A 26,008-nucleotide genomic window follows, 5' to 3' on the forward strand; every position below is an offset into this window, starting at 1 on the left:
GAGATGGAAAGCTTGCGAGCAGAACAACGAGATTGGCTAACCTATAGAGTGATAGTGCATTGGAAGTATCGCTAAAATATAAAGGTGGTACAAAGGAACAGTTAGAATATGTGGCTGTGCTTGCAAATCTTACAGAAGAAAGATGCTATGAATTAGTTGAAGAATATATGAACTAGTTTTTGTAGACTTTTAGGAGAAAGAGGGATTAGATGGATATTACGAATCCAGCGGGTTTTCAGAACAGATTTCTGTCAAGATTTTTAGATTTCATCATTACTTTTTTGATAACAGGAATTTTATCACAGCTTTTATACGGGGGGTTTTATGATGGAAATCATTATTACCTCACCGATTTATTTGGGGTGCTCTATTACCTGCTATTGCCTATTTTATGGCACGGATACACCATAGGACGACGAATGGCAGGGAATCGCATTGTTAGAGTGGATGGTAGAAAACTAGGCATTGGCACGATGCTATTGAGGGATTTGGTTGCAGGCATTATCTATGCTTTGACATTAGGAATAGGGCTCATCGTAAGTGCTTTTATGATAGGGATTAGAGAAGATAAGCGAGCGCTTCATGATTTTATTGCACAAACCTATGTTACAACAGATCCGCCATCAACATTTAAAAATAGTGAGCAATAAAACCTCCAATCGATTCACTGCAGCCTATTATAAAGACGAATAGTTATGCATCACTTGGTAAAAATAACCTTAAGTCTAAGGTTAGGGTGATTTTTAATGAAAAAACGCATTTCTCTTTTCTTCCTTATTTTATCAGCTTTCCTTTGTGGAGGATTCCATGGAGCAGTATATGTAAAGGCGGATGATAAACCTAAACCTCTTGAGGAATTTTATCCTGAGTTTGGCTATACAACGGCAGAAGAGGCTATCCAGGAATTTGAATCGCATTTTGACCAGGACGTCCAACTTCCGCTTCGAATTCCTCCCATCCCTTTCACGCATTATATGGGAAAGTTTAGTGATTTAGAGGGGGATATCAATGATTCCTTAGAATTGATGTTCATTAATGAGGATTCTCCTGAAAATCATTACAAAGTAGAGGTACGTCTAATTGAGGCAAAACTTGAGGTTCCAGAAAGGTATATTGTTAAAAAGGTTCAGCTAAACAACGGGGATGAAGCCATATATATGCAAATTCATGGAGCGGCTTATGGGTTAGTTTTTGAGAAAGGGAATTGGCAATATATACTAAGTGTTGATCGGAGAGTTTCCGATAGGGTCACGGATGAGGTATTGGTTCAAATTGCTGAGTCAATTGATTATGTTGGAGATGGTGGTTGATGGATTTGGTTTTTCATTCACCAAAAGAAGACGGTTTTTTGCTCAAACTCAATCATTTAGGTGAGATCCTGTAGAGAGGTGTTCTGCAGGTTTTTTTGTGGATTTTTTTGGATGGACGGAGGGAGATGGTTCCTCGTTCTAGATATTGATTAGATTACGAATTGTTTTGAAAAGCAACCCTATCCTTCAGCGCATTGGTGGGATAAAGGTTGAAAAAAATGGCACAGGAAGAATCGTCTTTATTCTACAAAAATATGATAATATATACTAATGGTCTATTTTTCCTAAACGGAGTAGAAACATATCATGCAACTTAAAGATATAGGAGGAATAGTATGAAACGTCATTCAGCGATGATCATTTTTGTTATTGGCGCCTGTTGTTTCGGTCTTAATCCATTATTTGTTAAATTAGGCTATGCGGACGGATGGAGCCTGGGCGAGATTAATGTTGTACAGGTTATCATAGCCTTAACCGTTCTTTGGATAGTCGGAATTCTGTCCATCAAACGTCATCCGTGGGTAATTCGGAAGCTTACGGGGAAGAAAGTGATTTCTTTGATTGTTGCCGGGAGCTTTACCGGACTGACTAGTATCCTCTATTATGGTGCGATGCAGTATTTACCAGCGTCCCTGGCTGTTGTGTTATTGTTCCAATTCGTATGGGTCGGCGTGTTGTTTGATTGGATATTCAACCGGCAAAAACCAACGAAGCAAACGGTACTAGCTGTGATGCTAACCTTAGTTGGTGTATGCTTTGCAGCAGGGTTATGGAATGGTGGTTTTTCCGATATTTCTCTAATTGGATTTGTATTAGGGATTGGTTCTGCATTCTCCTATACTGCGTTTGTCTTTGTCAGTGGACGTGTAGCTACTGACGTTCCTGCAACTATTCGAACACCCATCATGATCACAGGAGCGGGAATATTAACCTTTATTGTTTTCCCACCACATCTCACATTAAACGAAGGTGTGTTAGAAGGAAATATATGGATTTATGCAGCAGGGGTGGCCCTTTGTGGCTTAATTTTAACCCCATTCCTTTTTGCCATTTCTACCCCGCATTTATCCGGAAGCTTTGCTACGATTCTAGGTTCAGTAGAATTACCTGTGTCCGTTATCGTTGCCGCTATAGGCCTATCCGAGCATATCACACTATCTAGATGGTTTGGCGTGATTCTCATTCTTCTGGCAATCGTATTAGGCGAATTGCGAAGCATTTGGAAATACATTCAAATTAAAAAACATAACGTTGATAGAAGTAGGCAGTATGGGGCGTAGGGACAGGTGCAGACCATTGAAAACGTCCACTAAAAAAATTCATCCTCATAAAAACATAAGAAATACCTCCAGATTTTGCTAATGGGGATTGCCAAAGCCCCATGAAACAAAATTTGGAGGTATTTTTAATGCCCAAATGCCTAGATAGGTCATATTTTTTCTGTATGAATCCACACTATTTTTGATAATCCTATACTTAAACTCTTAAAAGATGAACGTGATTTTAGTTTTATTAATGATAGTTATACCGTAAAAGTAAAGTAGCATATTAAGCGAAGTGTGATTAGGGAGCGAAATTTAGGGTGATGACTCATGCCCTCATCTATCAAGAATAGGCTTGCGCCGACATTCTATGCTTTTTCGAGAAAGGTTAACGATACAAGTGGCTTATCCAACTTGGGAAAGCTCGTGTAGAAAGAGAATGGTAGGAGTCTAGTGAAAGAATATATACCTCTACTCCTATAAATTATTTTTTATAAATCGTTTACACCTATAAAAAATTTTGATAGTATACTTGTATACAAGTGTTCCGGTATTCTGGAATACAGATTTTATAGTAAAAGAGGTGATTGGTTTGAAAGGGCTTTATCCTATTAAAAGATTACGGGAAGCTTCCATTGGACAACAGGTGGCTGCTGATTTACGTATGCGAATTCTTTCTGATGAACTGGAAATGGGGAGCATTGTATCCGAAAACAAATTGTCGGAGGAATATCAAGTGAGTCGGTCCCCTGTACGAGAAGCCTTGAAAGTATTGGAAAAAGAGGGGCTCGTCCAGTTACAAAGAATGGGTGTCAAGGTGATTGGATTTACACAAAAAAATATTGATGAGATTTATGATGTACGACTGATGGTTGAATCCTTTGTCTTTAATCATCTATTAGAAGAAGAAAATAATGATGAGCTGGTTAGGGATTTACATAAAATATATGAAATGATGAAAATCGCTATTAAATATAAAGATCCGGACGAATTTTCATTTAAAGATATCGAATTTCATGAAACCGTTATTCACTCTATTCAACATCGTTACATCAGTTTGATTTGGGACAATATTAAGCCGGTTGTTGAATGTTTTATTTTATTGGATATGAGACATCGGATGGAAGAAAATTATGAAGACTTAGAACGGGTTATGCGAAATCATGAGCTGCTCATCCAAACCATTCAGGAAAAAGATAAGAAGTTAAAGGAGAAGGCCTTTTACGATAATTTTAAAAATGTGAAGAAACAATCGGATGGTTTGTGGGATAATCCGGAAGCCTTGAAAAAGGCGAGTGAGTATCTTGAACAAAAATAAATATGTGATTGGTGTTGACATACGAAAGCGGTGTTATTCGTGAAGGAATGCCAATTTTTGTTAGCCTTTCTCGAACATGGGAGTAGGAAGATGAAAAAAATGGCACCATACCAATTAGGGGGTTAATCCTCCATAACTTTCAACATCCAGAAGAATATACAACATAAGATTGGAGAGTTTATTAAATGATGGAAAACATTATTCCCTTGATTATTGTAGCCTTAGGCGTAGGGGTTTTACTATTACTTATTACTAAATTTGAACTAGATACATTTATTTCTCTTATTATCACAGCTTTTCTTGTTGCCTTAGCACTTGGCATGCCACTAGAAGACATTGTCGGGTCCATTGAAAGTGGGATGGGTGGAACACTAGGTAGTATCGCATTAATCTTTGGTTTTGGTGCTATTCTCGGTAGATTAGTTGCTGACGCAGGTGGTGCACAGCGAATTGCGGTTACCTTAATTAATAAATTTGGAGAAAAACATATCCAATGGGCAGTAGTGATTGCCTCCTTTATTATTGGTATTGCATTGTTCTTTGAAGTTGGTCTTGTACTATTAATTCCTATTATCTTCCAAATTGCCAAACAATTAAAGGTATCTCCACTATACTTGGGAATCCCGATGGCGACTGCATTATCTGTAACACATGGGTTTTTACCACCACATCCAGGTCCGACTGTTATTGCTCAGCAATACGAAGCGAACATTGGAATGGTGTTAATATACGGGATCATTATTTCTATTCCCGCTGTTATTATTGCAGGTCCTTTGTTTACAAAGGTAATTCAAAAACTTTCGCCTGATTCTTTCAATAAAGTTGGAAGTATTGATTCAATTGGTAACACAAAGACATTTAAATTAGAAGAGACTCCAAGTTTCGGTATTAGTGTTTTAACATCTTTACTACCAGTTATCTTAATGGCGATTGCAACGATTGCTGATTTAATCCAGGACCTTGGAAATGTTGGAGATAACGTCGTTTTTGCCATTATCCATCTGATTGGTGAACCAACTACGGCATTACTACTTTCTGTATTGCTTGCTATCTATACAATGGGTATTAAACGGAACATCCCGATGAAACAAGTCATGAGTTCTGCGGAAGAATCAATCCGTTCAATTGGTATGATGCTTCTAATCATCGGTGGTGGAGGTGTCTTAAAACAGGTTCTCATTGATGGTGGTGTTGGTGACTCTGTTGCTGCATTATTTGAAAATACGACCATGTCACCACTTGTATTAGCATGGCTGATTGCGGCAATTTTACGTATTGCCCTTGGTTCAGCAACCGTTGCAGCACTTACAACAGCAGGATTAGTCATTCCGTTGATGCAGGGTTCTGGCGTTGATCCAGCGCTAATGGTACTTGCAACAGGTGCAGGTAGTTTGATTGCTTCGCACGTAAATGATGCTGGTTTCTGGATGTTCAAGGAATTCTTTGGTTTAAACTTAAAAGAAACGTTCTCCACATGGACTGTACTAGAATCCATTATATCTGTTGTTGGTCTACTTGGTGTCTTAGTTCTTAATTTATTTGTTTAAAGGATGTGTCACATAATGGGAAATACAATTGGTGTATATGGTCTAGGTGTCATGGGAGCAAGTATTGCAAAGAATATGGTAAATAAAGGAGAACGGGTTGCTGTTTATAATTATACTCCTGACCTCACGGAGAAATTTGTAGAAGATTTTCCGAATGATAGAGCAGCAGCGTTTGATGATTTAGAGGAATTTATTCGTTCATTGGAAGTGCCACGGAAAATATTTTTAATGGTAACAGCTGGCCCTGTAGTGGATTCGGTGATTAAATCACTGATCCCGTTATTAGATAAAGGCGATATTATCATGGATGGTGGGAATTCCGATTTCCATGATTCCAATAGAAGATATCATGAATTGAAGGGCCAAGATCTTCACTTTATTAGTGTCGGTGTTTCAGGTGGGGAAGAAGGTGCCTTGAACGGACCAGCATTAATGCCAAGTGGTGACAAAGACGCCTATCAGCAGGTTGCACCGATTCTCGAAAAGATTGCAGCAAAGGTAGATGGAAAACCATGCTGTTCGTATTTAGGCCCCGAAGGATCGGGACATTATGTAAAAATGGTCCATAATGGAATTGAATATGCCGATATGCAGTTAATTACAGAGGCTTATCAATTCCTTCGTGAAAAGGTAGGGTTATCGGTTGAAGAAATTTCGGAAGTGTTTACGGCATGGAATGAAACAGATCTAGAGAGTTACCTTATAGAGATAACCGCAGATATTTTAAAGAAAAAGGATGAGGAAACCGGAAAACCGATGGTCGATGTTATCTTAGATAAAGCAGGCCATAAAGGTACGGGAAAATGGACAAGCCAGGAAGCCTTGGACACCGGTACACCTTCCTCTATCTTGACAGAAGCTGTATTTGCGAGGTATTTGTCTGCGATGAAAGAAGAAAGAATTCTAGCAGAAAAGCAACTGGAAGGTCCCAAACCTTCTGATGAAAAGTTGGATAAAAATGACTGGATTAACGTGGTAAAAGAAGCGCTTTTTATGGGAAAAATTTGTGCCTATGCCCAAGGATTTAATCAATATCGGGCAGCTGCCAGTGAATATGGTTGGTCTTTAGATTTAGGAGAGATTGCCTTGATTTTCCGTGATGGTTGTATTATTCGAGCAGACTTCCTGAATACCATTAGTGAGGCGTTTAAAGAAAATCCGAAATTAACTAATTTACTGCTTGCACCATACTTCCTGGAAAAAAGTAATCAGTATCAATCGTCCTTGCGCAAGGTTGTGATGAAAGGCATGGAATTTGGCTTGGCATTGCCATGTCTCAGCTCATCCTTAACCTACTATGATGGCTACCGCTCCGCCCAGTCAGGTGCTAACATGATACAAGCACAACGAGATTACTTCGGAGCGCACACATACGAACGAAATGATAAGGAAGGAACTTTCCATACCGAATGGTGAATGGATGAAGCTACTCGGTAAGGGAGGACTTTAACTATATCTCATAATCAATAGCATGCTCAGGAAAGAGGCCCTGTACAGATTTTATCTGTGAGGGTCTCTTTTTTTGTTGTATATAACCAACGTCTTTCTCAATCCATAGACATAGCTTGGATTGTAGGGGTAGACCGCCACTCCCATGCCAAAATGAGAATAGGACAAAGGAAATGAAACTGAAAATTAGGTATAACTTGTGAATGGCTGAATAAATATATACCGTTGCGAGCATAAAAATGATGCAATAAGGAGGAGGTGAATATGTTGAGAGAGTTCTTTCTTTTTAATAAGATGATTACGCCAACTATTATAAAAGTTCTATTTTGGATTGGAGTTGTCGGCTCAGTCATTGTTGGTATTATGCAGTTTATAACTGGTTTAGTTACTCCATATGGTGGTGGATTCGTCGTTTTTGTGGGATTACTTACGATTGTTTTAGGGCCATTATTTGCTCGAGTGTATTGTGAACTTTTAATATTATTTTTTAAAATGCATGAAACCATGCAGGAAATGAATGAAAAAATAAATACAAACGACTAGGTCATGCAGGATACATGGATGAAAAACATCATACTACATATAATCGAGACTGGACAAAAGTAAAGTATTTAACTCAAAAGACGAACAACGCACTATGTAGCGAAGTATATTTCCGCAGCGGTTTTTATTCACCAATCCCGTTCGTCTTTTGCTTAAAAAAATACTTTTTTCCCAGCCTCGGTTTTTTTTTGGATGTTTGGATTGGCACCGAACAGAGGATTTTTGTGCGGAGTCTACTTTGCAGTCTATTGGATAAAAGCAAAATGGAATAGTGTTGAAAAAGATTGAATCCTTATTGACAAATAGATGTAATACCGTAAAATAGAACTATATAATGAAGGAATATCTTGGAAACTATGAATTACGACCTGTTGTGTGGGCACCAGGGGCGTATGGAGTTAATGGTACAACCGGCCTAATTAATGTGGAGTGAATCCGTTTAATTGGGTTTTTATTTTATCTTTAATAGAAGTAATATTCTGACGCCTGATGTGAATTATAACGTAATGGGGAAATGGATCAAACGATGAAAAAGGGGTGTACATCATTATGTATGCGATATTCCCAACGCGAAAAAGGTCAAATGTAAAAAGAACAGAGAGTAAGTTGTACACTTTAGTAGAAAGGAAGGAAATGAAAGAGAAAGCAATCGATGAACAAGGAAGATCCCTTGTCATGTCCTTACGTGAATATCTAGCAAATCCAAAAAGCATGAAATATAACACGGTAATGAAAAAGGCGAAACACTATATAAAAAAGAATCAGGATTATTATTAGTTGGGTCTATCCAGCTTATTGATGATTCACTTTATTGTATTTTTCAAAGGCATAGGACGGAGTAATAGTCCTCCGTCCCGCTATTCCGTGAACACAATTTCTCCATAATAATCTGGAAGCCTTTCTCGTAATTTTTTACTATATTCTTTTGGGATAAGAATTCTTAAAATATCATCCATGGAAAATGCTAGACTACCAGTCATTCTCCATTCCCTTGCTAGATAGGAATTTGCTAAGTCCTTTGTAGAATTGGAAATGTCCAGTGGTTGTATAAATGCAAAGATATCATTCCATAAAAACTCGCTTATCTGGTTTAATAATGTGACTTCTTCTAATTCCTCTGACACCGGAGAGTAACCACCAAGCAGGTTTTTCAATTGTTCTACGCTCTTCACACAATCACGGATATGATCTGAAAACCAATCCATTCTATTTATTATCCTTTCTTGGTTTGTATCGGTATCTCGCTCGTTCTGTAATCTATCCCCAGTTATATAAAAGACTGGATTTGCCCCATTAGAAATAAGGAAGTCTCGATGAAAAACCAACCCAAAACGAAATGCATTCATTTTATTCTGTACGTATGATGTATCATAGAAAGAAATTATTTCTGGAAATAAAATATCCTTCTTTTTTAAATCCGTACGTAATGTTAAAATATTCTCTAGGTCGATAGAAGGTGTATCTTGATGTAGATGCCTACTTTGAATAATCTGAACTAAAAGATTGAACTGTTCTTCTTTGGGAAGATGTCGTCCTACAATATGTGTCCATTCCGTTGAAAGACTGTTTTGTACCATTTCCATCATCATCCGCCTCCTTTTTCTATCTACTATATGAAAGGAAATAGAATATATGATTAGCGATTAATCCTGATTCCTCTTTATTTCTCATTTTTCCAAAAATAGTTACGTGGTCCGATTGTTTTCATCGATTCCCCTTGATAAACTTTTAATAGAAGGAAAGGTTCCATTCCCTTCATTCATCAAGTTGTCGACTCTCTTAGAATAACGTTTATTCATTAAAGGAGGAGAACAATTTGGCAAATCGACAAGGCGTTTGGTTTGAAGCGACTGGCAGAAAATTAGATTCTGGCTTGGTAGAACAATTAAGAATCAATCGACAAAAGGACCCAAATGAAACGAGTACGACTGAAATTCCTGTCATTGTCTATTTAAAGAAGGACTGTGAATCGAATGTAAAAGATGAGCTTTGCCAAACATGTAATGTAGATTCTCACAATAAACTTGATAGAGAACTTCCCATTATTCATGGTATGAAAGGGCACTTAACACCTAGGATGATTAAACACATCAAGGATCATGAAGCGGTCGATCGTATCTTTTATGACCGCGAAGTAACTGCTTTTTTAGACATTGCTAGTAAACAAATTGGAGCCATAAATGTACAAAAACAACTGCAATTATCGGGAAAAGGAATAACGATTGCGGTAATTGACACGGGAATTCATCCTCATGAAGACTTTACCAACCCATCTAATCGAATTGTAGCCTTTCAGGATTTTGTCAATGGAAAAGAAGCTCCTTATGATGATAATGGGCACGGAACCCATTGTGCCGGTGATGCTGCTGGTAATGGGTATCTATCGAATGGTCAATATATGGCACCAGCACCAGAGGCCTCTATTATTGGAGTAAAGGTATTAAATGAAAATGGTGGTGGACGATTATCAACGATCATAGAAGGCGTTGAATGGTGTATTAATCATAGAGTGGAGCATAACATTCGTATCATTTCCCTTTCGTTAGGGGCTGAAGCTTATGAATCTTTCCGAGATGACCCGCTATCCATCGTTGTACAAGAAGCATGGCAAAAGGGCATTGTTGTATGTGCTGCTGCAGGTAATAGTGGGCCTTATCCATATACGATTGGTACTCCAGCGATCAATCCATTTATTATTACAGTCGGGTCTACGAATGACCAAAATACGTTAGAGCGTGCGGATGATGTGATTGCCGATTACTCAAGCAGAGGGCCATCGATAGATTATTTCGTAAAACCAGATATTTATGCACCAGGTACGAATATTATTGCACCTTTAGCTCCAGGTTCTATGACAGAATCCCAACTACCAGAAATGATTGTCGATGGGGATTATATCCAATTATCAGGCACATCCATGGCAACACCAATTTGCGCAGGTGTAGTGGCTCTCATGTTAGAAGCGAACCCAAATCTTAGTCCAAATGATGTGAAAGCCATTTTAAAAGCGACATCACAACCCACATTAAGAGACACCTGGGGGAATATCCATGCAGAAGCCGCTGTGGAAATGGCGATTGGGACTGGTTCACGTGCAACAGTTTCTAAAGGTTAACGCACTGTGAAACGGCTCTAGTTGACAGAGGTTGAAAAAGAGGGACGGTTCGTTTGATGTTACCGTTTTGGTCCATCAGAGTCGTCCCGATTCCTTCTCTATTTCTTTAGACCTTACCCAATGATATGGTATACTTTTGTTACAACCTCTACTATTCTACTTAAGTAGAATGTATCCCCATATATCTTCTATGTAAATTCACTTCTATTGATTCATTCCGACATCCTATATTGGTGCTTCTCGTATTTCCTTTGCATTGTCTCGCCATTCCTTCTATTAAGGTGTTTTTTTACGCTTTCAGAAGGACATCGGTACTGGAAGCGATGATTGGGCTGAGGAGTGAAATATACTTTTCCCTCTGTCCCACTACCACCTTAATTTGTCCTATATCGACGAATAACTTTGGTGAGTCTTTATATCATACTAATTTATCACCTTGTAACTAGCAGTCAGACCTCACCTCAAGTCCGTAAATCCTTGATTCGGTCGGATTTACAGAACATAGGCCTGTAGGAGGTGTTACTATAGGAAATGGGAAAACCTTTGTTTCTCTTTATTAGTGGGGATAAATAGAAACCCCTACGGATAGAAGATTCAATTTATCTTGTAAAATTCGGCCAAAAGCTTCATTATATAAGAAAGGAGGCTCGAAAATGAGACACGATATTCAACCGAATGAGCGAGCTTTCTCGACGAAGGAAGTAGCAGAAGAATTAGATGTATCCGCAGCGACGATACGAAGATATGGACAGGTTTTAGAACGGAAGGGTTATGAATTTTTTAAGGACGGGGATCGACGGATATTCGTCCGCTCGGATATTGAGGTACTGGTCGCACTTCGTGATACAGAGAAATCCCATGAGGATAAAGCGGAGGAACTGGTTCAGGAACAAAGAGAGAAGTTGAAGCAATCGACAGAGCTTGCTGTTTTAAACACCTATGACCAGGCGTTAAAGGACCCGGCCCGGTTAGGTGAATTTTTCCAAGCATTAACGATGGAACTGGCAGCCGCAAGAGAAGTGAATGCCCAGCTGTCCAACGATATGACTGCGCTGAAAACAAAGGTAGCCCAGCTCCAGCAAGACCACCATGTCATTAGCTCCGGCCTAGGGAATTTCTCACAAAGGACCTCTCAAAATATGGAGAAACTAACGGAACAGCAAAAAAAGCATTATGAGGAACTGCTACAACAGGAGAGAGAGAAAAGTGAAGCCCTCAAGAAGGAATTACAGCAAATGCGCGAGGAACAAAAAAAAGAATGGCAGTCCCAGAATGAATTTAATAAGCGTCTTGAAGAATCCGTAAATCGGCCTAAAGGAGCGCTAGCGAAAATTCTGGGGTTGTTTCAGAAATAATAGAGTGAACACTTGAATCTTTCGTGATTTAAGTGTTTTTTGATGTAAAAAGCGACAAGAGCATTCTTCACACCATCTTTACACCGCTTAAAATTACCTGCATATTACTCTAGTAAACTATTAATTGGATCATCAGGTTAATAGGGAGGACTTTTGTATGAAGATGAAGAGGAATGTCGTGGCGGGTACTGCAGCTATTGGGGCTTTGGTGGCAGCCCAGCCTGTGTTAGCAGCGGAACAGCCACCACTATTTCAATATCAAGATGGGGAATTAAAGGTAACGCAAATTGCACAATATGATAGTGGAGAGGGCGAAGGTGGAACGGAAATCATGGCCTATGATTCAGGATTACAGCGTGCATTTGTTACAAATGGTGCTGCCGGAGGATTTGATATTCTATCCTTTTCTGACCTTCAATCAGGTGAATTTGCACAAGTAGATTCAGAGAAACGTGTATTACTTTCTGATTTTAAATTGAAAAATGTAGATGATATAACGAGTATTGCATCCCATCCGACAAAGGATTTAATTGCAATTTCAGCAGTAAGTAATCCGAAGACAAATCCGGGATACATTGTGTTTGCAACAAAAGACGGGGAATATGTTAACCATGTTCTTGTTGGTTCTATGCCAGATATGGTGACATTCACACTAGATGGAACGAAGGCGCTTGTTGCCAATGAGGGGGAACCATATGATGATTATACCATGGACCCGGCTGGATCCATCTCTATCATCGATGTAACAAGTAATCATTTTTACGTGAACCACCTAAGCTTTAACGATGCTGTGTTAGATGAAAAGGTACGTGTGTCCTCTAAAGGGAAAGCATTACAGCAGTTAGAACCTGAATACATAACCGTTTCCGATGATAGTAAAACAGCATATGTTGCAATGCAGGAAAATAATGCCATTGCCACCATTGATCTAGAAACGGAAAAAATAGTAGATGTCAAAGGGCTTGGTGTGAAGGGTCATTCGGTATCAGGAAATGAGCTAGATGCTAAAAGTAATGGAGAGACTAACATCGAAAGGCAGCCTCTTCTTGGTTACTATATGCCGGATGCGATTCATACCTTTACCGTAGCTGACAAAACATATATTTTAACACCAAAACGCCTTTTGGATAAACAGTAATGATGAAAGATTGATTGATGAGGGACGGTTCTTTTGATGCTGATCAACATTATCAGCATCAAGAACCGTCCCTTTAAATATCAATAATCTAACAATCTAATACACTATCATTTACAATTCCGAGTGGATTAGTATATATTGAAGGATAGGAATAGTCGAAAGGATGAAACAAATATGATAGCTAATAGTAAGAATAATCAACTAAAAATTGGCAAAGATGATGCACCTGTAAAATTAGAAGCATTTATGAATGTAGCTTGTAAAGGAAGTGCTTCGATTTATCGTTTGGCAAAACAAGTATTGCCAGAATACATTGAAAGCGGCAAATTACAAGTGATTATTAAATTATATGATAAACCACGCGAGGAACTTATTCTTGGTTCGCTTGTACACTGGTCATTGGATTACTCCAATCCAGAGCAAGCCATCCATGCTGTAACAGATCTTTTAGACAAACACCCATCCTGGATGGAGCTTTCCAACAAAGAATTGAAACAACAAATCGTAAGGGATTATGGTCTATCCCCCGAAGAACGTTTAGAAAATGTTGATGTAAGTTTAGCTATTACAAAAGAAGCCATCGAACGTGAAATAACAAAAGTACCAACACTATTTTTCAATGGCGAAATATTACTAGGCTTCACGTATGAATTAGAACCGCAAGATTTGCGAAATGCAGTGGAGAATGCATTAGCAAAGGTATAATGGGACCGTTCTAACGACGCCATATCCTATGGGAGAAGTGTACTATTTTGTAGTGCACTTCTTTTTTATTGTAGGGATAGTTTTAATATGGCATATTGTACGTATGTTTGGCAGTACCGAAAGCACGACCAAAAGCACCATCCAAGGTACTAAAATAAATCCTACTAAATGCTCTTATCTTGTTTCCAATAAAATAGATTGGTAGAATATGTTTAGGAAATTATTCTTAAAAGTCTATTTATACGAGGGGGAAGTTTGGTGAGAAAGAGAAAAAGATTTTTATCTGCCATGGGTATTATGATGGCCTTTCTTTTCCTTGTACCTAGTACAATTGGTGCAGCGACATTATTCCCGGATTTGGAAAGGGTGCCATGGGCTGAGGAAGAGATTATTTACTTACATGAGGAAGAGGTAGTAAATGGACTACCAGATGGAACATTTGGGGTATCGGATCATATTAGACGAGCGGATGCAGCTCTAATGTTAGCAAGGGCTAAACATTTAGACACAGAGAATGTTGCATCACCATCATCATTTCCGGATGTAAAGGAAGATGCATACTATTTCAAAGCGGTTCAAGCAGCCGTGGATGCTGGTTACCTGAATGGTTATCCGGATGGAACATTTGGGCCAAATGATACGTTGACAAGGGCGCAAATGGCAAAAATTATTGCGGTAGCTTTTGATTACACAGAAGTAAATGGAAGTTATTTCGATGATATTTCGGGTAACTGGGCAAAAAAATATATAAATGCCATAGCTGCCAATGGGATTAGTAATGGAACAGATAGTGGAGGTTTTGAACCTGCGAATAATATCTCGCGTGCTGGGTTTTCTGTCATGTTAGCTAGAGGAATGAATGATACATATAAAGTGGACGCACAAGAAATTAGTCAAGGTCCAGCTGAAGATCCTACAGAAGATGTAATAGAATCAGAGAAAAAACCAGATCCATCAGAAAAGCCATCCAATGAAAAGAATGGATACCTTGTTCTATTAACCTATCACGAAATCGTGGAAAGTAGTTCTAATCAAGAACCATGGAAATTTTACAGGCTTGCTAAGGATTTTGAAGCAGACATGAAGAAAATAAAAGAAAGCGGAGTTGCTGTAAAGAGTTATGGGGACGCGCTTACCATGCTTGAAAACGGAGAACCCATAACCGAACCTACAATCATTATCCAATTTGATGATGGCAAGATGAGTGATTATGAATTTGCATTTCCGATTTTAAAGGAATTAGATTTACAGGCTAGCTTCTTTATCACCCCTGGTAGAGCGGATAAAGGGGGCAGCATTTATATGTCTTGGGACCATATAAGAGAAATCTATCAATATACCAATGACGATGGGGAGAGACTTTTTGAAGTTGGTGCACATGGACAGACACACACTCGTTTAGGGAAGAACGAGGATGAAAGCTATGAAGAATGGCTAGAAAGATTACAATATGAATTAGAAATACCACAACAAGAAATAGAAAGTCATTTAGGTTTCAAGCCTAACTTATTTGCCTTACCATTCGGATCAGGCTATGGTACAGAAGAAGTGCATGTTTTCTCAGAATCCCTTCATTATGATGTAATGAGAGGATGGAAAGTAGACAATCACAATTTCACCAATTATGATACACCGAATGTACGATTCTATCCGGTGTATAATAATAGCAAAATCGAACCAGCCATTGAACTGGCAAAACATGGAAAGTAATGGGATAAGTGGGGACGGTTCTGGTGCGACCATTTTAAGGTGGTACAAGAACCGTCCCTTTCCTTTTGATATGCTTCGGATTGTCCCTCCACAACCAATTCTTTGATGATTCTCTTTCACCCATTCCGTCCAAAGGGTTTTTCTTATGGGGAAATGGTGGGGAAGAGATTTATCCAAGCATCTCCTATTGGTGGAGTGGACTACAGAATATTCCCAAGCCCCTTTACGTTCAATAGGTTAAAAGTCTTAAAATGATAACGGAGGTGTGTTATGCTTTCTTTAGTTATTTTTAGAGGTGTTTTCTTGCATGGATGATTTCAGGTTGTAAGCAATCGGAAAAAGTAGGGAAAGATAGAGTGAATAAAGATGAAGTACTTTTATCCGCAAAACATATGAAAATAAAGAGAATGAAAAACGGATAGATTATGGGATTAATGATATTAAAAGGCTTCATGAAAATAAATAGTTATAAAATTTAATGTTTTTAACGAGTTATTCCGTTTTCGATTATAATGAAAATACAGAAACAACCGTTAACGACACGAAACGTATATAATAGATAGAATGAATGGCATATGGTACATTACCGACCTAGCAGTTACTTAAGTAGATTCCATTTCAAGTAGCATGGGATAGCCCATGCTTTTCCTGTTGATTCATTGGTCCGTTGGGATGGTTCTAGTGTAGCCATTCTTCTACATCAGATGCTTGTTTATTTTTTTAGGACACGGAGGTGTGGAGCAATTTTAAGCAATAATGGTAGAAAAAAATCATATTATACCTATAGTTTATGGGCTGCTGTTGTTCTTTGGATGGCTGTCATTTTTACCTTTTCTCATGAGTCAGGAACAGCGTCCAGTGAGCGAAGCACTGGAGTTACCGTACTAATTGAAACGGCAATCAATACAGTGATACCAGCTGATGCGGGTATGGATAGGGAGAATTTTCAATACTTTATAAGAAAAACAGCACATTTCTCGGTCTATTTCGTATTAAGTATTTTAGTAGTAAACGCCTTAAGAGCTAGTAATGTGGTAAGAAGTCGTGCATGGTGGCTCACCTTGCTGATTAGTATTCTATATGCGGCCTCAGATGAATTTCATCAATTATTTATCCCAGGTAGATCTGGGCAAGTGACAGATGTACTGATTGATACGGTTGGTGCCAGTGTAGGGCTTGGTGTTTATTGGCTTTCTAGTTGGATATGGAGGAAGGAAAGAAGGAAAACGGTTCGTAGTAAGGAAGTAGTTAGGGACGATTAAGATAAGGCATGAGCTATAGAGGAGAGCTCATGTTTTTCTATTTTTAGGTGTGGGATAAACGGTCCCTAAATAGCCCGATTCGTTCGAGCCTACAGGACGTCTTTATTTTGTAAGTAAGCGTGTTTCCAATCCATTCTATTAGAAAAGAGGTCTAGTAATCTTTAACCCTGGAAAAGCTGTAAGTAGAGGGGGAATAAAGATGATACTAGATGTTGAATTGATGTTTGGAGCGGATAAGCAGATGCATTTATGGTTTTATTTTATGATTTCTTTCATGGTGGGATTCGTTGTCGTCCTATTATCTAGCCAACCGTCCATCAAAAAGAGAATTCGTTTGACATGGATGTTTCTGGTAACGATAGGTACATTAGAAGAATACAGACAATTATTGATACCGAATAGAAGTGCAGAGGTGTTAGATGCTATTGCCAATATGATAGGAGTAACTTTTGGCCTAGCCATCCCAATAATCGTGTTATATGTTATGAAATATAGAAAATATGTTTTAAGAATGGCATGTTCCCCTTACGTTATCATTCTATTTTCCCTTTTTATGGGCCTCGTCCTACTTAATGAACGTCCTTTTGTAGCCCTGGATGGAAGTATTCAGGAGAAATGGAGGAGTCTAGTGGCGGTTTTCGGGAAATAGAGTATTGTTTTTGTCAGGTTTGGGAGTTTTTAGATCCTACTAAAATTGATGTGACAAGAATCGTACCTAAATCAGGAAAAATAAACCAGGACAATAAATCTATGTTTTTCTTCTTTATCATTATAACTAGGTATAACGGCACTTGTAATAAGATACTATAGTCATATAATTTTAATTGTATTGAATTTTTTAAAAAATGGAGGGTGTCGAGATGAGAAAGAAGGTTGTTGCTACAGCATTATCTCTAACATTGGTATTTGGTATTGCAATTGGAGTGAGTGCTGCGCCAGTATTAGAAAAGGTTTCTGCCCACTTGCATCATACGATGAACTTTGTACTCGATGGACAGGAATGGACACCAACTGGACAGGATGGTCGAGACCTTACACCTATTGTTTATGAAGAGACTACATATTTACCAGTAAGAGCAGTTGGTGAAGCGGTTGGAATAGCAGTTGATTGGGATCAGGAAACACAATCCGTTATTCTTGGGGAACGTACAGGTGAATTCCCGATTACCTCGGAGGAACTAGACTTAAATTATAGCTCTTTTGCGACAGTCGATAAAGCATACACCGTTCAAAATGGTGTGGATTATCAATCAGGCATTGTCCTGGAGCAACTAAACTCCGCTTCCAAAGACTTTGACCTTGTATCTAACAACAAGTACCAAACATTAGATTTATCTATTTTTGCGCTTGATAAAGATGAAGATTACCGCGTTCAAATTAGTAATGAAAGTGGTGTGGTATTAAAAGATATTACACTTTCACCAGAACAGACATCTAGGGAGTTTCAGGTTGATATTGGTGGTATGAAGGAAATAACCATTTCAGCGAAGTCTTCTCTTGGTGGTAGCTCAAGCTTATTCATTACAGGTAGTTATCAATAATTTGCTTGATGAAAAAACCGGTTCCTGGTTAAGGAACCGGTTTTTAAATGGAATATTAGAATATTTCCGGAGTGGTTTTTACCTACCAACCGCGTTCGGCTTTTCTTAGAAAAAATACTTTTGTATCAACCTCTTTTTTAACTTTCTACTAAAACGTTTGAAGCGTAAGGAATATCCTTATACTTCTATTTCTTGAAATAACTCCGTCACAACGGAGATAAACCTATTTGTTGCATGGGATGCATGTTTAGTTGTTCCTAATCCAATGATTCGATAAGCATCATCCCCCAGGTCAAGTGCCGTGATATTTGCAGGGGGATTTTTTAGTACAAGTCCTGGGCGTATATTAATCCCCAAGTCAGCCTGGACCAAAGCAATGATAGATTGGTCATCAGAAACTTCATAAGCAATAGGAGGATTGATATTGTTTCTATTAAAAAAGTCTGAAATTTCATTATCCCAGCCTGTTTTAGGCTTAATCAATGGGTACTCTTCTATTTGACTTATTTCTATCTTTTTTTGTTTATGTAACGGGTTTTCATTTGAAACGATACAATAAAGCTTGTCTTTCTTTAGTGGGGTATATTCAAGCTTTTTGTTATCAGAAAGGATGGTAAAGCAACAGTCTAATTCACCTGATAAGACCCCCTTTTCCACCGTTTGATAATCATCTTCAAAGATATGAATGGAAATTCCAGGATATTTCTCCTTAAAGGTAGATATAATTTTTGGTATCCAATGTGTGGTAACGCTTGCAAAGGTTCCAACTTTTATCGTGCCTTTCTTTAATCCTTTTAAAGCTACGGCTTCTTCCAATAAGTTTTTATTGGCATTGGTAACTAACAGTGAATGTTTATAAATTCTTTCCCCTTCTTTCGTTAACCTAACCCCTGTACGATTACGGATTAACAACTTTACTCCTAATTCATCCTCTAAATTCTTAATCGCATAGCTAATTCCTGATTGAGAAAGATTTAGTACATTTGCAGCTTTAGAAATATTTTGTAATTGGACAACCTTATTTAATATTTCATAGTGTTGAATATTCATTTAGCTTAGCCTCCTAATATGAATAAATTCGATAGATAACATCTAAAATTGTTATTTTACTAATGGTAATTTTTAATATAGCATTTAAATAAAGGGAATTCAAAAAATTCTGCTTAAAAAATTATCAAAAGAGGGGAGCCATCCAAATGTTACGTACAGCGAATGATGAAAAATCAGTTCTTCGTGATAAAGATGTCGTTGAAGGTATGTATATTAATGGGAGTTGGGAAGTAAGCGCTTCAGATCATAAACGAGAGGTAATCAATCCTGCTAATAATGAAGTGATAGGAACGGTGACGGAAGGAACTGTAGAAGAAGTAGATTTAGCGGTAAAAGCGGCTAAAGATGCTTTTTACAAAAAAGGTGGATGGAAAAGTACATATGCACGTACGAGAGCAGATTATCTCTTGAAAATTTCTAGTAAGTTAGAAGAACGAAAAGAAGAAATAGCGATGCTTGAGACGTTAAATAATGGAAAAGTTTATGGCGATGCTTTGGAAGATGTGGAAGATGCGATTAACCAATTTCAATATTATGCTGGTCTTGCTACAAAGCCGCATGGTCAGACATATGAAGTTCCAGATGAAATTCAAGCGATGGTTATCCGTGAACCAATTGGTGTGGTAGGAATCATTGTTCCTTGGAACTATCCACTAGTCATGGCAGCACAAAAAATGTCGGCCGCTTTGGCAGCTGGATGTACCGTAGTTGTTAAACCATCTACCCAGACTCCTCTCACCTTGATTCGACTTTTTGAAATTATTGATGAAGTCGGGTTACCAAACGGGGTTGCGAATTTAGTACATGGATCTGGCTCGGTTGTTGGAAATGCACTAATCAATCATCCGGATGTTGAAAAAATATCCTTCACAGGTGGCACAGCGACTGGAAAACAAATTATGAGGGACGCTGCAGATAACCTGAAAAAAGTAGGTTTGGAGCTTGGTGGAAAGTCTCCCAATATAGTATTTGCGGATGCGGATTTTGATACGGCGGTTGACTATGCATTGTTAGGAATATTTGCACAACAAGGTCAAGTTTGCTCAGCTGGATCTCGCCTTCTTTTAGAAAAGAGCATCTACGATAAATTCGTTCCTGAACTAGTTTCACGTGCGAAAAAAATTAAGATTGGACCAGGTTGGGATGAAGAAACGGAAATGGGACCACTTATTTCCAAATCACACATGGAAAATGTATTAAATTACGTGAAAATTGGAGTAGAAGAAGGAGCAGAGCTCTTATGTGGTGGTAAACAAATAACTGAAGGTGACTTTGCCAAGGGTAACTTTGTTGAACCAACTATTTTTACGAATACAACTCCAGATATGCGAATTGTTCAAGAAGAAATCTTTGGTCCGGTTCTTGTTATTCAAGTATTTGAAACAGAAGAAGAAGCAATTGAATTAGCGAATGGTACCGATTTTGGGCTCGCTGCCGCAGTGTTTACTAATGATGGAGCGAAAGCACAACGAGTCATTCGTCAGTTACAAGCAGGTATTACTTGGATTAATACGTACCATCCGACCTTCAATGAAGCTCCTTGGAGTGGTTATAAACAAAGCGGGCTGGGCGGAGATTTAGGAACGTACGGATTTGAAGAATATTTGTATAAAAAACAAGTGAATATTGCCCTTGAAGTAAAGCCTTCAGGTTTCTATAAAGGATAATGCATGAACACGTCGTTTCCCGAGTAACGAAAGGGGGGAGAGCATGGCACACTTTGATGTTGTAGTAATTGGTGCTGGTATCATCGGTTCCAGTGTTTCTTATCATTTATCGAAAGCTGGATATAACGTTGCACTGGTGGAAAAGGGAGATATTGCAAATGGAACCTCAAGTCGTTGTGATGCCGTTGCACTTATTAGTGATAAAAAACCTGGTATCGATACGGATATAGGATTTAGAAGTATTCAAATGTATAAAGAATTAGCCAAGGAATTATCTTTTGACTTTGAATTTTCCTCAAGAGGTAGTTTGTATGTATGTGAAACAGACCTAGAGCTTGAGATTGCTAGAGAATATGCTGATAACCAACGTAAGGATGGGTATGATTTACAAATCGTTGATAACAAGGAACTCCTCGAGATAGAACCGAAATTAGCGAAAGACTTAGTTGGTGGTATTTGGACAGAAGTGGACTCAACCATGAATCCTTACTTAGTTTGTTTTGCCTTTGTGGAAGAAGCTAAGAAGTATGGTCTAAAGGTGTTTACCAATCACGAAGTTAGAGAGATTGGTAGAGGAGTGGACGGACGTGTTGAAACGGTAATTACCGATAAGGAAACCATCCGAACCGAACAAATTGTAAATTGTGCCGGTGTCTGGGCAAGTCATATCGGTGACATGGTGGGAATTGATATCCCAATTCGTCCAAGAAAAGGAATGATTCTTGTGACGGAAAAGACGGATCGGATAGTCCATCAAAAGGTTCATGAGTTTGGTTACATGCTTTCTAAGTTTGAAGATATTAATTATCAGAGAAACGTTAGCAAACTAGTAGAAGATCATAATATTGCCTTTACGATAGAACCGACAGAAGCTGACAACTATTTAGTAGGAGGTCACCGTGCTTTTAAGGGGTATAACGTAAGGTCGGAAAACGAAGTGATAAGAGGAATCGCGGAACGAGCCACGCGTTTTCTTCCAGTATTAAAGGATGTAGGTTGTATACGTGCATATGCAGGTGTAAGGCCATGGGTCATCGATCATTTGCCGATTGTGTCTGAAGTAGAGGAAGTTCCTGGTTTTTATATTGCTAGCGGGCACGAAGGTGATGGGATTAGTATGGCACCTATTACTGGAAAAATGGTAACCCAGTTAATAGCAGGAGAAGAAACGGATTTTAACATTGATCGGTTAAAATTCTCGCGTTACAAAGCTAGTGCTACTATTTCGTAAGTCAGGATTATAAATAGATAAAAAGTATAGGAGGAATAAATAATGACAAAAGCACCTAAAGGAATTTTTGTACCATTAATTACACCATTTCATGAGGATGAAACAATTGATTTTGAAGGATATAAGGAAGTCATTGATTTTCAAGTCGAAAGCGGAGTCCACGGTCTTTTAGTTGGAGGAACAACTGGAGAATACCATGTCATGTCATTAGAGGAACGTAAACGTTTAATCAAAGCAGGTTGTGAATATGCAGCAGGAAGAGTACCTGTTATGGCAGGTGTTGGGTGCCCTACTTCAGAGGAGACAATCGAACTTGCCAATTTTGCTGCGGAATATGGAGCTACATGGGGACTTGTTCTACCACCTTATTATCACCAAACAAGTGATGAAGGAATCCTTGAGTTTTACAAGGAAATAGCCGCAAAATCAAATGTTGGAATTGTTATTTACAATTATCCACCAGCAACCAATGTTTGCCTATCTCCTGAAATGATCTATGAGTTAAGTCAGGAAGAAAACATTGTAAGTGTGAAAGAATCTGCTGATTTTGGTCACCTAACGGAAGTATTGGCTATAACCAAAGATGTTGAAAACTTTACTGTATTCACTGGCGAAGAACCATTTATTGTTCCTACTCTTGCTATTGGAGGAGAGGGTGCCTTTGGAATTCTCGTCAATCTGCTACCTAAGGAAATAGTAAAACTTTACGAACTGACCGTTGAGAAGAACGATGTGAAGGCAGCGAGCGAATTAAATAAAAAATTATCTGGTATTTATGGTCTAGTAGAGGCAGAAGGTAATCCATACCCAGGCCCAGTAAAAGCAGGATTAGATTTAATTGGAAGAAAGGGTGGAATAGTGAGAAAACCTTTAACACAACCAACGTACGAAATGAAAGCAAAACTTAAAGAAGAACTAGAAAAATTAGGATATAACGTAAACACAGAGGTTACTTCTAGTTAATGTCTTTTCTTATATAAATTTAAATGGATGAAGCTGGGGCATAGCATGAGTGCTAAATATAAAAAACGAACAATGTATAACTTAGCAATGGAAATTTCCGGAACGATTTAGTGATTATCTTTGTCCCAGCCTCATGGGGGGGTGCCATCATGAGCTCAGAAGCATTGGGAAATAAACGTGAATATGGCTATTTAACTAGCGGGAACGAAAGCAAGATGATTACCATGAAAAAGGGTCAATATGTATCAGGATATTCGGTAGGTATCCTTTATTTAGATGAGTGTTGGTATCCAGTCTTACCAGGTAACGTTGCCAACCTAAGTACGTATGATTTTCCTGTAAGGCTAAAAAGAGTGCCAAACTGCACGCAAGAAAGAATCCATGTAGGTGACCCAACGTTAGAAGATGATATTATCAAAGCCGCAAAACAACTGGAAGCAGAAGGAGCACGTGCAATCTCTGCAGCATGCGGATTCTATGGTAATTTTCAGGATAAGGTGGCGGATGCGTTAGATATCCCTGTTTACTTGTCAAGTGTTATTCAGTTGCCTTGGATCAAAGCAGGATTAAAATCTAATCAAACCATCGGCATGTTAACGGCGGACATTCACGGAATTACAGATCATTTATTTAAGAGCTGTGGAATTGATAATCCCAATTATGTAAATGTAAAAGGTTTAGGACATTTGCCTGAATTCTCAGCTATCATTGAAAGTAGAGGAAGTTTTAATAACGAGGTCCTGAAAGAAGAAGTCGTTCAAGCTGCATTAGAACTTGTTGATGAACATCCCAATATGGGTGCTATTTTACTAGAGTGTAGTGATCTACCACCATATGCTTCGGATATTCAGCGTGCAACAGGGCTCCCTGTTTTCGACTTTATTACGATGATTAAATGGGTACACATGGCAACAACTCAGAAACCTTACCAGGGATTCATTTGATAGGAGGGGTATTTATTAATGGACGAGAAAACGATTGTATGCAGATGTGAAGAAGTAACTCTAGGAACCATAAAAGATACGGTACAACATTATAACTGTTCCCCTCGAGAAGTAAAACTGCGCACAAGAGCAGGAATGGGATATTGTGGCGGTAGGACTTGTCGAAATGTTATTAATCAGGTTGTAGAAGAGATTAATAAAAAGCCTATTACAGATGAAGTGCAGCTGAGTTATCGTTCACCAGTACGACCAGTCACTTTAGGAGTGCTGGGAGGTGTTACGCATGACAATGAGGGTTAATAGCCATCCTGTATTAGGTAAACTAGGGGAGCGTAAACAGATTACAATTTATTTTAATGGGAAACCTTTTCAAGCGTATGAAGGAGATACCATCGCATCTTCCATGATGGCGGAAGGGGTATATACACTTCGTCAACATGAAGAGAGCGGAAAGGAACGAGGAATTTATTGTAATATAGGTCATTGTTTTGAGTGCCGTGTCAAATTAGGAGGCAGGAGAGTCGTTCGTGCGTGTATGACACCTGTATTTAATGGAATGGAAATCAACTCTCTAACGGCCTTTGGAGAAAGGGATGAATGAAGTTGTGGAATCTACTTATAATTGGAGCAGGTCCTGCAGGCTTAAATGCAGCGATTGCAGCTGCTGAACATGGTTTAGATGTAAAAGTAATCGATGAATTTACAAAAGTTGGTGGCAGATTACTAGGGCAACTTCATCAAGAGCCAAGTGGTGAATGGTGGAATGGAATAGAAAAAGCAGATGCACTACATCAAAGAGCATCCCATTTAGGGGTTCGGATTGAGTGCGGTACATCTGTACATGATCTAGAGCAAACTAATTTTGGATGGAAGGTTTATACATCTAAAGGAATGGTAGAGACAAATAAATTACTTTTAGCAACAGGAGCAACGGAAGTTCCACAACCAATCCCAGGATGGACCATTCCTGGCGTCATATCCATTGGAGCAGCACAAGTGATGGGAAATGTGCATCGAGTGAAGCCCGGAAATTCATGTGTGATTATTGGAGCTAATGTACTCTCTATCGCCATTGCAAATGAATTAAGACTTTGTGGGATTAAGGTGAAAGAAATTATTATTCCACCAACAAGTGAACTTGCAAAGGATGCCGGAAATCCTGAAAAGGTGATGGAATCGCTCATGAGGTTAACCCATTTAGCGCCCTCTGCGATATTACGTCTAGCCGGGAAGCTAGCGAAATTTGTCAGTCCAAGTTTGGCAACTAAATTTTATCCGAAAAGTGGATTTAAGATATTTGATATCCCGATTAAAATTAAAACGGCTGCCATGGAAATTATTGGTGATCAGAAGGTAACAGCCGTGAAAACGGTAAACGTTAAGTCCAATGGGGATAGGATTCCAAATTCGGAGAAGACAACAGAAGTTGATTTTGTTTGTATCGCTGGTGGATTGGCACCATTACCAGAATTAGCGGCAGTCTCCGGTTGTTCTTTCAAATATGTACGGGAACTAGGAGGACATGTTCCTATACATAGTGAGCAGATGAAGACCAATGTTCCCAATCTCTATGTTGCGGGAAATATCACTGGAGTGGAAAGTGCGAAGGTTGCCATGGCACAAGGCCGAGTAGCAGGGCTAACCATTGCTTCAGAGATTATGGATAACAAAGGGGATATGGATACCTTGATAGATAAGGCAATGGAACAAGTGAGAAAGGTAAGGGCAGAAGCACTTATCCAGTTCCAACCTAATATCCCAGAGGCAAGAGATAAAGTCTATCAACAGTTTGAAATAGATGAAAAAATAGAGAAACCTAAGGTATCCGTTTCTTAGATAAAAGGTTAAAATAAATATTAGGTACTATTGACCTAGAAAAATTGTGATTCTTGGAGGTA

General features: G+C 38.6%; 25 protein-coding genes and 1 riboswitch. Of the genes, 23 read left to right on the plus strand and 2 right to left on the minus strand.

What is annotated here, in order from left to right; genetic code table 11:
- Positions 1-209 precede the first annotated feature (209 nt).
- From CAO17_RS00945 to CAO17_RS21270, 8 genes are all read left to right on the plus strand, one after another.
- Positions 210-650 carry an RDD family protein gene (locus tag CAO17_RS00945; protein ID WP_085990985.1) on the plus strand — a complete coding sequence of 147 codons (441 nt, stop codon included), beginning with the start codon at positions 210-212 and terminating at the stop codon, positions 648-650.
- A gap of 96 nt (positions 651-746) precedes the next feature.
- On the plus strand, positions 747-1,310 hold the full coding sequence (locus tag CAO17_RS00950; RefSeq protein WP_085990986.1) for a hypothetical protein: 564 nt from the start codon (positions 747-749) through the stop codon (positions 1,308-1,310).
- 335 nt (positions 1,311-1,645) lie between these two features.
- Positions 1,646-2,590: an EamA family transporter gene (locus tag CAO17_RS00955; RefSeq protein ID WP_085990987.1), complete on the plus strand. Its 945-nt coding sequence runs from the start codon at positions 1,646-1,648 to the stop codon at positions 2,588-2,590.
- A gap of 574 nt (positions 2,591-3,164) precedes the next feature.
- Positions 3,165-3,890: a GntR family transcriptional regulator gene (locus tag CAO17_RS00960; protein ID WP_085990988.1), complete on the plus strand. Its 726-nt coding sequence runs from the start codon at positions 3,165-3,167 to the stop codon at positions 3,888-3,890.
- 200 nt (positions 3,891-4,090) lie between these two features.
- Positions 4,091-5,437, plus strand: coding sequence for a gluconate:H+ symporter (locus tag CAO17_RS00965; protein ID WP_085994355.1), 1,347 nt, complete (start codon positions 4,091-4,093; stop codon positions 5,435-5,437).
- A 15-nt stretch (positions 5,438-5,452) separates the two neighbouring features.
- Positions 5,453-6,853 (plus strand): decarboxylating NADP(+)-dependent phosphogluconate dehydrogenase, encoded by a 1,401-nt coding sequence (gnd, locus tag CAO17_RS00970; RefSeq protein ID WP_085990989.1) that lies wholly within the window; start codon positions 5,453-5,455, stop codon positions 6,851-6,853.
- Positions 6,854-7,150: 297 nt separating this feature from the next.
- Positions 7,151-7,429 carry a DUF4282 domain-containing protein gene (locus CAO17_RS00975; RefSeq protein ID WP_245831731.1) on the plus strand — a complete coding sequence of 93 codons (279 nt, stop codon included), beginning with the start codon at positions 7,151-7,153 and terminating at the stop codon, positions 7,427-7,429.
- Between the two features lie 340 nt (positions 7,430-7,769).
- Positions 7,770-7,854: riboswitch (cyclic di-GMP riboswitch) on the plus strand.
- Positions 7,855-8,062: 208 nt separating this feature from the next.
- A complete protein-coding gene (locus CAO17_RS21270) occupies positions 8,063-8,206 on the plus strand; it encodes a hypothetical protein (RefSeq protein ID WP_218775514.1) in 144 nt (47 codons plus the stop codon).
- 80 nt (positions 8,207-8,286) lie between these two features.
- Here CAO17_RS21270 and CAO17_RS00985 read toward each other — a convergent pair whose 3' ends face one another.
- Positions 8,287-9,012 carry a hypothetical protein gene (locus tag CAO17_RS00985; protein WP_179151853.1) on the minus strand — a complete coding sequence of 242 codons (726 nt, stop codon included), beginning with the start codon at positions 9,010-9,012 and terminating at the stop codon, positions 8,287-8,289.
- A 233-nt stretch (positions 9,013-9,245) separates the two neighbouring features.
- Between CAO17_RS00985 and CAO17_RS00990 the strand changes: the two genes are divergently transcribed.
- The 8 genes from CAO17_RS00990 (at position 9,246) to CAO17_RS01025 (ending at position 18,255) form a co-directional block, all read left to right on the plus strand.
- On the plus strand, positions 9,246-10,544 hold the full coding sequence (locus CAO17_RS00990) for a S8 family peptidase (RefSeq protein WP_085990992.1): 1,299 nt from the start codon (positions 9,246-9,248) through the stop codon (positions 10,542-10,544).
- Between the two features lie 653 nt (positions 10,545-11,197).
- Positions 11,198-11,899, plus strand: a complete 702-nt coding sequence (locus CAO17_RS00995; protein ID WP_085990993.1) for a MerR family transcriptional regulator — start codon at positions 11,198-11,200, stop codon at positions 11,897-11,899.
- Between the two features lie 157 nt (positions 11,900-12,056).
- The gene (locus CAO17_RS01000; protein WP_085990994.1) at positions 12,057-13,037 is read left to right on the plus strand and encodes a choice-of-anchor I domain-containing protein; all 981 of its coding nucleotides are present in this window, start codon (positions 12,057-12,059) and stop codon (positions 13,035-13,037) included.
- Positions 13,038-13,211: 174 nt separating this feature from the next.
- Positions 13,212-13,742: a thioredoxin domain-containing protein gene (locus CAO17_RS01005; RefSeq protein WP_085990995.1), complete on the plus strand. Its 531-nt coding sequence runs from the start codon at positions 13,212-13,214 to the stop codon at positions 13,740-13,742.
- Between the two features lie 258 nt (positions 13,743-14,000).
- Positions 14,001-15,452 carry an S-layer homology domain-containing protein gene (locus CAO17_RS01010; protein WP_085990996.1) on the plus strand — a complete coding sequence of 484 codons (1,452 nt, stop codon included), beginning with the start codon at positions 14,001-14,003 and terminating at the stop codon, positions 15,450-15,452.
- Between the two features lie 743 nt (positions 15,453-16,195).
- On the plus strand, positions 16,196-16,714 hold the full coding sequence (locus CAO17_RS01015; RefSeq protein ID WP_281252956.1) for a VanZ family protein: 519 nt from the start codon (positions 16,196-16,198) through the stop codon (positions 16,712-16,714).
- A 199-nt stretch (positions 16,715-16,913) separates the two neighbouring features.
- On the plus strand, positions 16,914-17,363 hold the full coding sequence (locus CAO17_RS01020; protein WP_085990997.1) for a VanZ family protein: 450 nt from the start codon (positions 16,914-16,916) through the stop codon (positions 17,361-17,363).
- A gap of 211 nt (positions 17,364-17,574) precedes the next feature.
- Positions 17,575-18,255: a stalk domain-containing protein gene (locus tag CAO17_RS01025; RefSeq protein ID WP_179151854.1), complete on the plus strand. Its 681-nt coding sequence runs from the start codon at positions 17,575-17,577 to the stop codon at positions 18,253-18,255.
- Between the two features lie 177 nt (positions 18,256-18,432).
- On the opposite strand, the gene CAO17_RS01030 is transcribed toward CAO17_RS01025, so the two are convergent.
- Positions 18,433-19,305 (minus strand): LysR family transcriptional regulator, encoded by an 873-nt coding sequence (locus CAO17_RS01030; RefSeq protein WP_085990999.1) that lies wholly within the window; start codon positions 19,303-19,305, stop codon positions 18,433-18,435.
- 146 nt (positions 19,306-19,451) lie between these two features.
- Between CAO17_RS01030 and CAO17_RS01035 the strand changes: the two genes are divergently transcribed.
- The 7 genes from CAO17_RS01035 to CAO17_RS01065 all read left to right on the plus strand — a co-directional run bounded on the left by CAO17_RS01035 (position 19,452) and on the right by CAO17_RS01065 (position 25,946).
- On the plus strand, positions 19,452-20,972 hold the full coding sequence (locus CAO17_RS01035; protein WP_085991000.1) for an aldehyde dehydrogenase family protein: 1,521 nt from the start codon (positions 19,452-19,454) through the stop codon (positions 20,970-20,972).
- A 43-nt stretch (positions 20,973-21,015) separates the two neighbouring features.
- Positions 21,016-22,203 carry an NAD(P)/FAD-dependent oxidoreductase gene (locus CAO17_RS01040; protein ID WP_085991001.1) on the plus strand — a complete coding sequence of 396 codons (1,188 nt, stop codon included), beginning with the start codon at positions 21,016-21,018 and terminating at the stop codon, positions 22,201-22,203.
- A gap of 42 nt (positions 22,204-22,245) precedes the next feature.
- A complete protein-coding gene (gene dapA / locus CAO17_RS01045) occupies positions 22,246-23,166 on the plus strand; it encodes a 4-hydroxy-tetrahydrodipicolinate synthase (protein ID WP_085991002.1) in 921 nt (306 codons plus the stop codon).
- A 149-nt stretch (positions 23,167-23,315) separates the two neighbouring features.
- On the plus strand, positions 23,316-24,110 hold the full coding sequence (locus tag CAO17_RS01050) for an aspartate/glutamate racemase family protein (protein WP_085991003.1): 795 nt from the start codon (positions 23,316-23,318) through the stop codon (positions 24,108-24,110).
- Positions 24,111-24,128: 18 nt separating this feature from the next.
- Entirely contained in the window at positions 24,129-24,410 is a 282-nt protein-coding gene (locus tag CAO17_RS01055) for a (2Fe-2S)-binding protein (protein ID WP_085991004.1), read from the plus strand.
- Positions 24,394-24,711, plus strand: coding sequence for a (2Fe-2S)-binding protein (locus tag CAO17_RS01060; RefSeq protein ID WP_085991005.1), 318 nt, complete (start codon positions 24,394-24,396; stop codon positions 24,709-24,711). The genes CAO17_RS01055 and CAO17_RS01060 overlap by 17 nt, the downstream gene beginning before the upstream one ends.
- Complete coding sequence (locus CAO17_RS01065) at positions 24,708-25,946, plus strand: NAD(P)/FAD-dependent oxidoreductase (protein ID WP_342744171.1); 1,239 nt, start codon at positions 24,708-24,710, stop codon at positions 25,944-25,946. The genes CAO17_RS01060 and CAO17_RS01065 overlap by 4 nt, the downstream gene beginning before the upstream one ends.
- Positions 25,947-26,008 lie beyond the last annotated feature (62 nt).

It is taken from the genome of Oceanobacillus senegalensis (genome assembly GCF_900176885.1).
Lineage (GTDB): Bacteria > Bacillota > Bacilli > Bacillales > Amphibacillaceae > Oceanobacillus > Oceanobacillus senegalensis.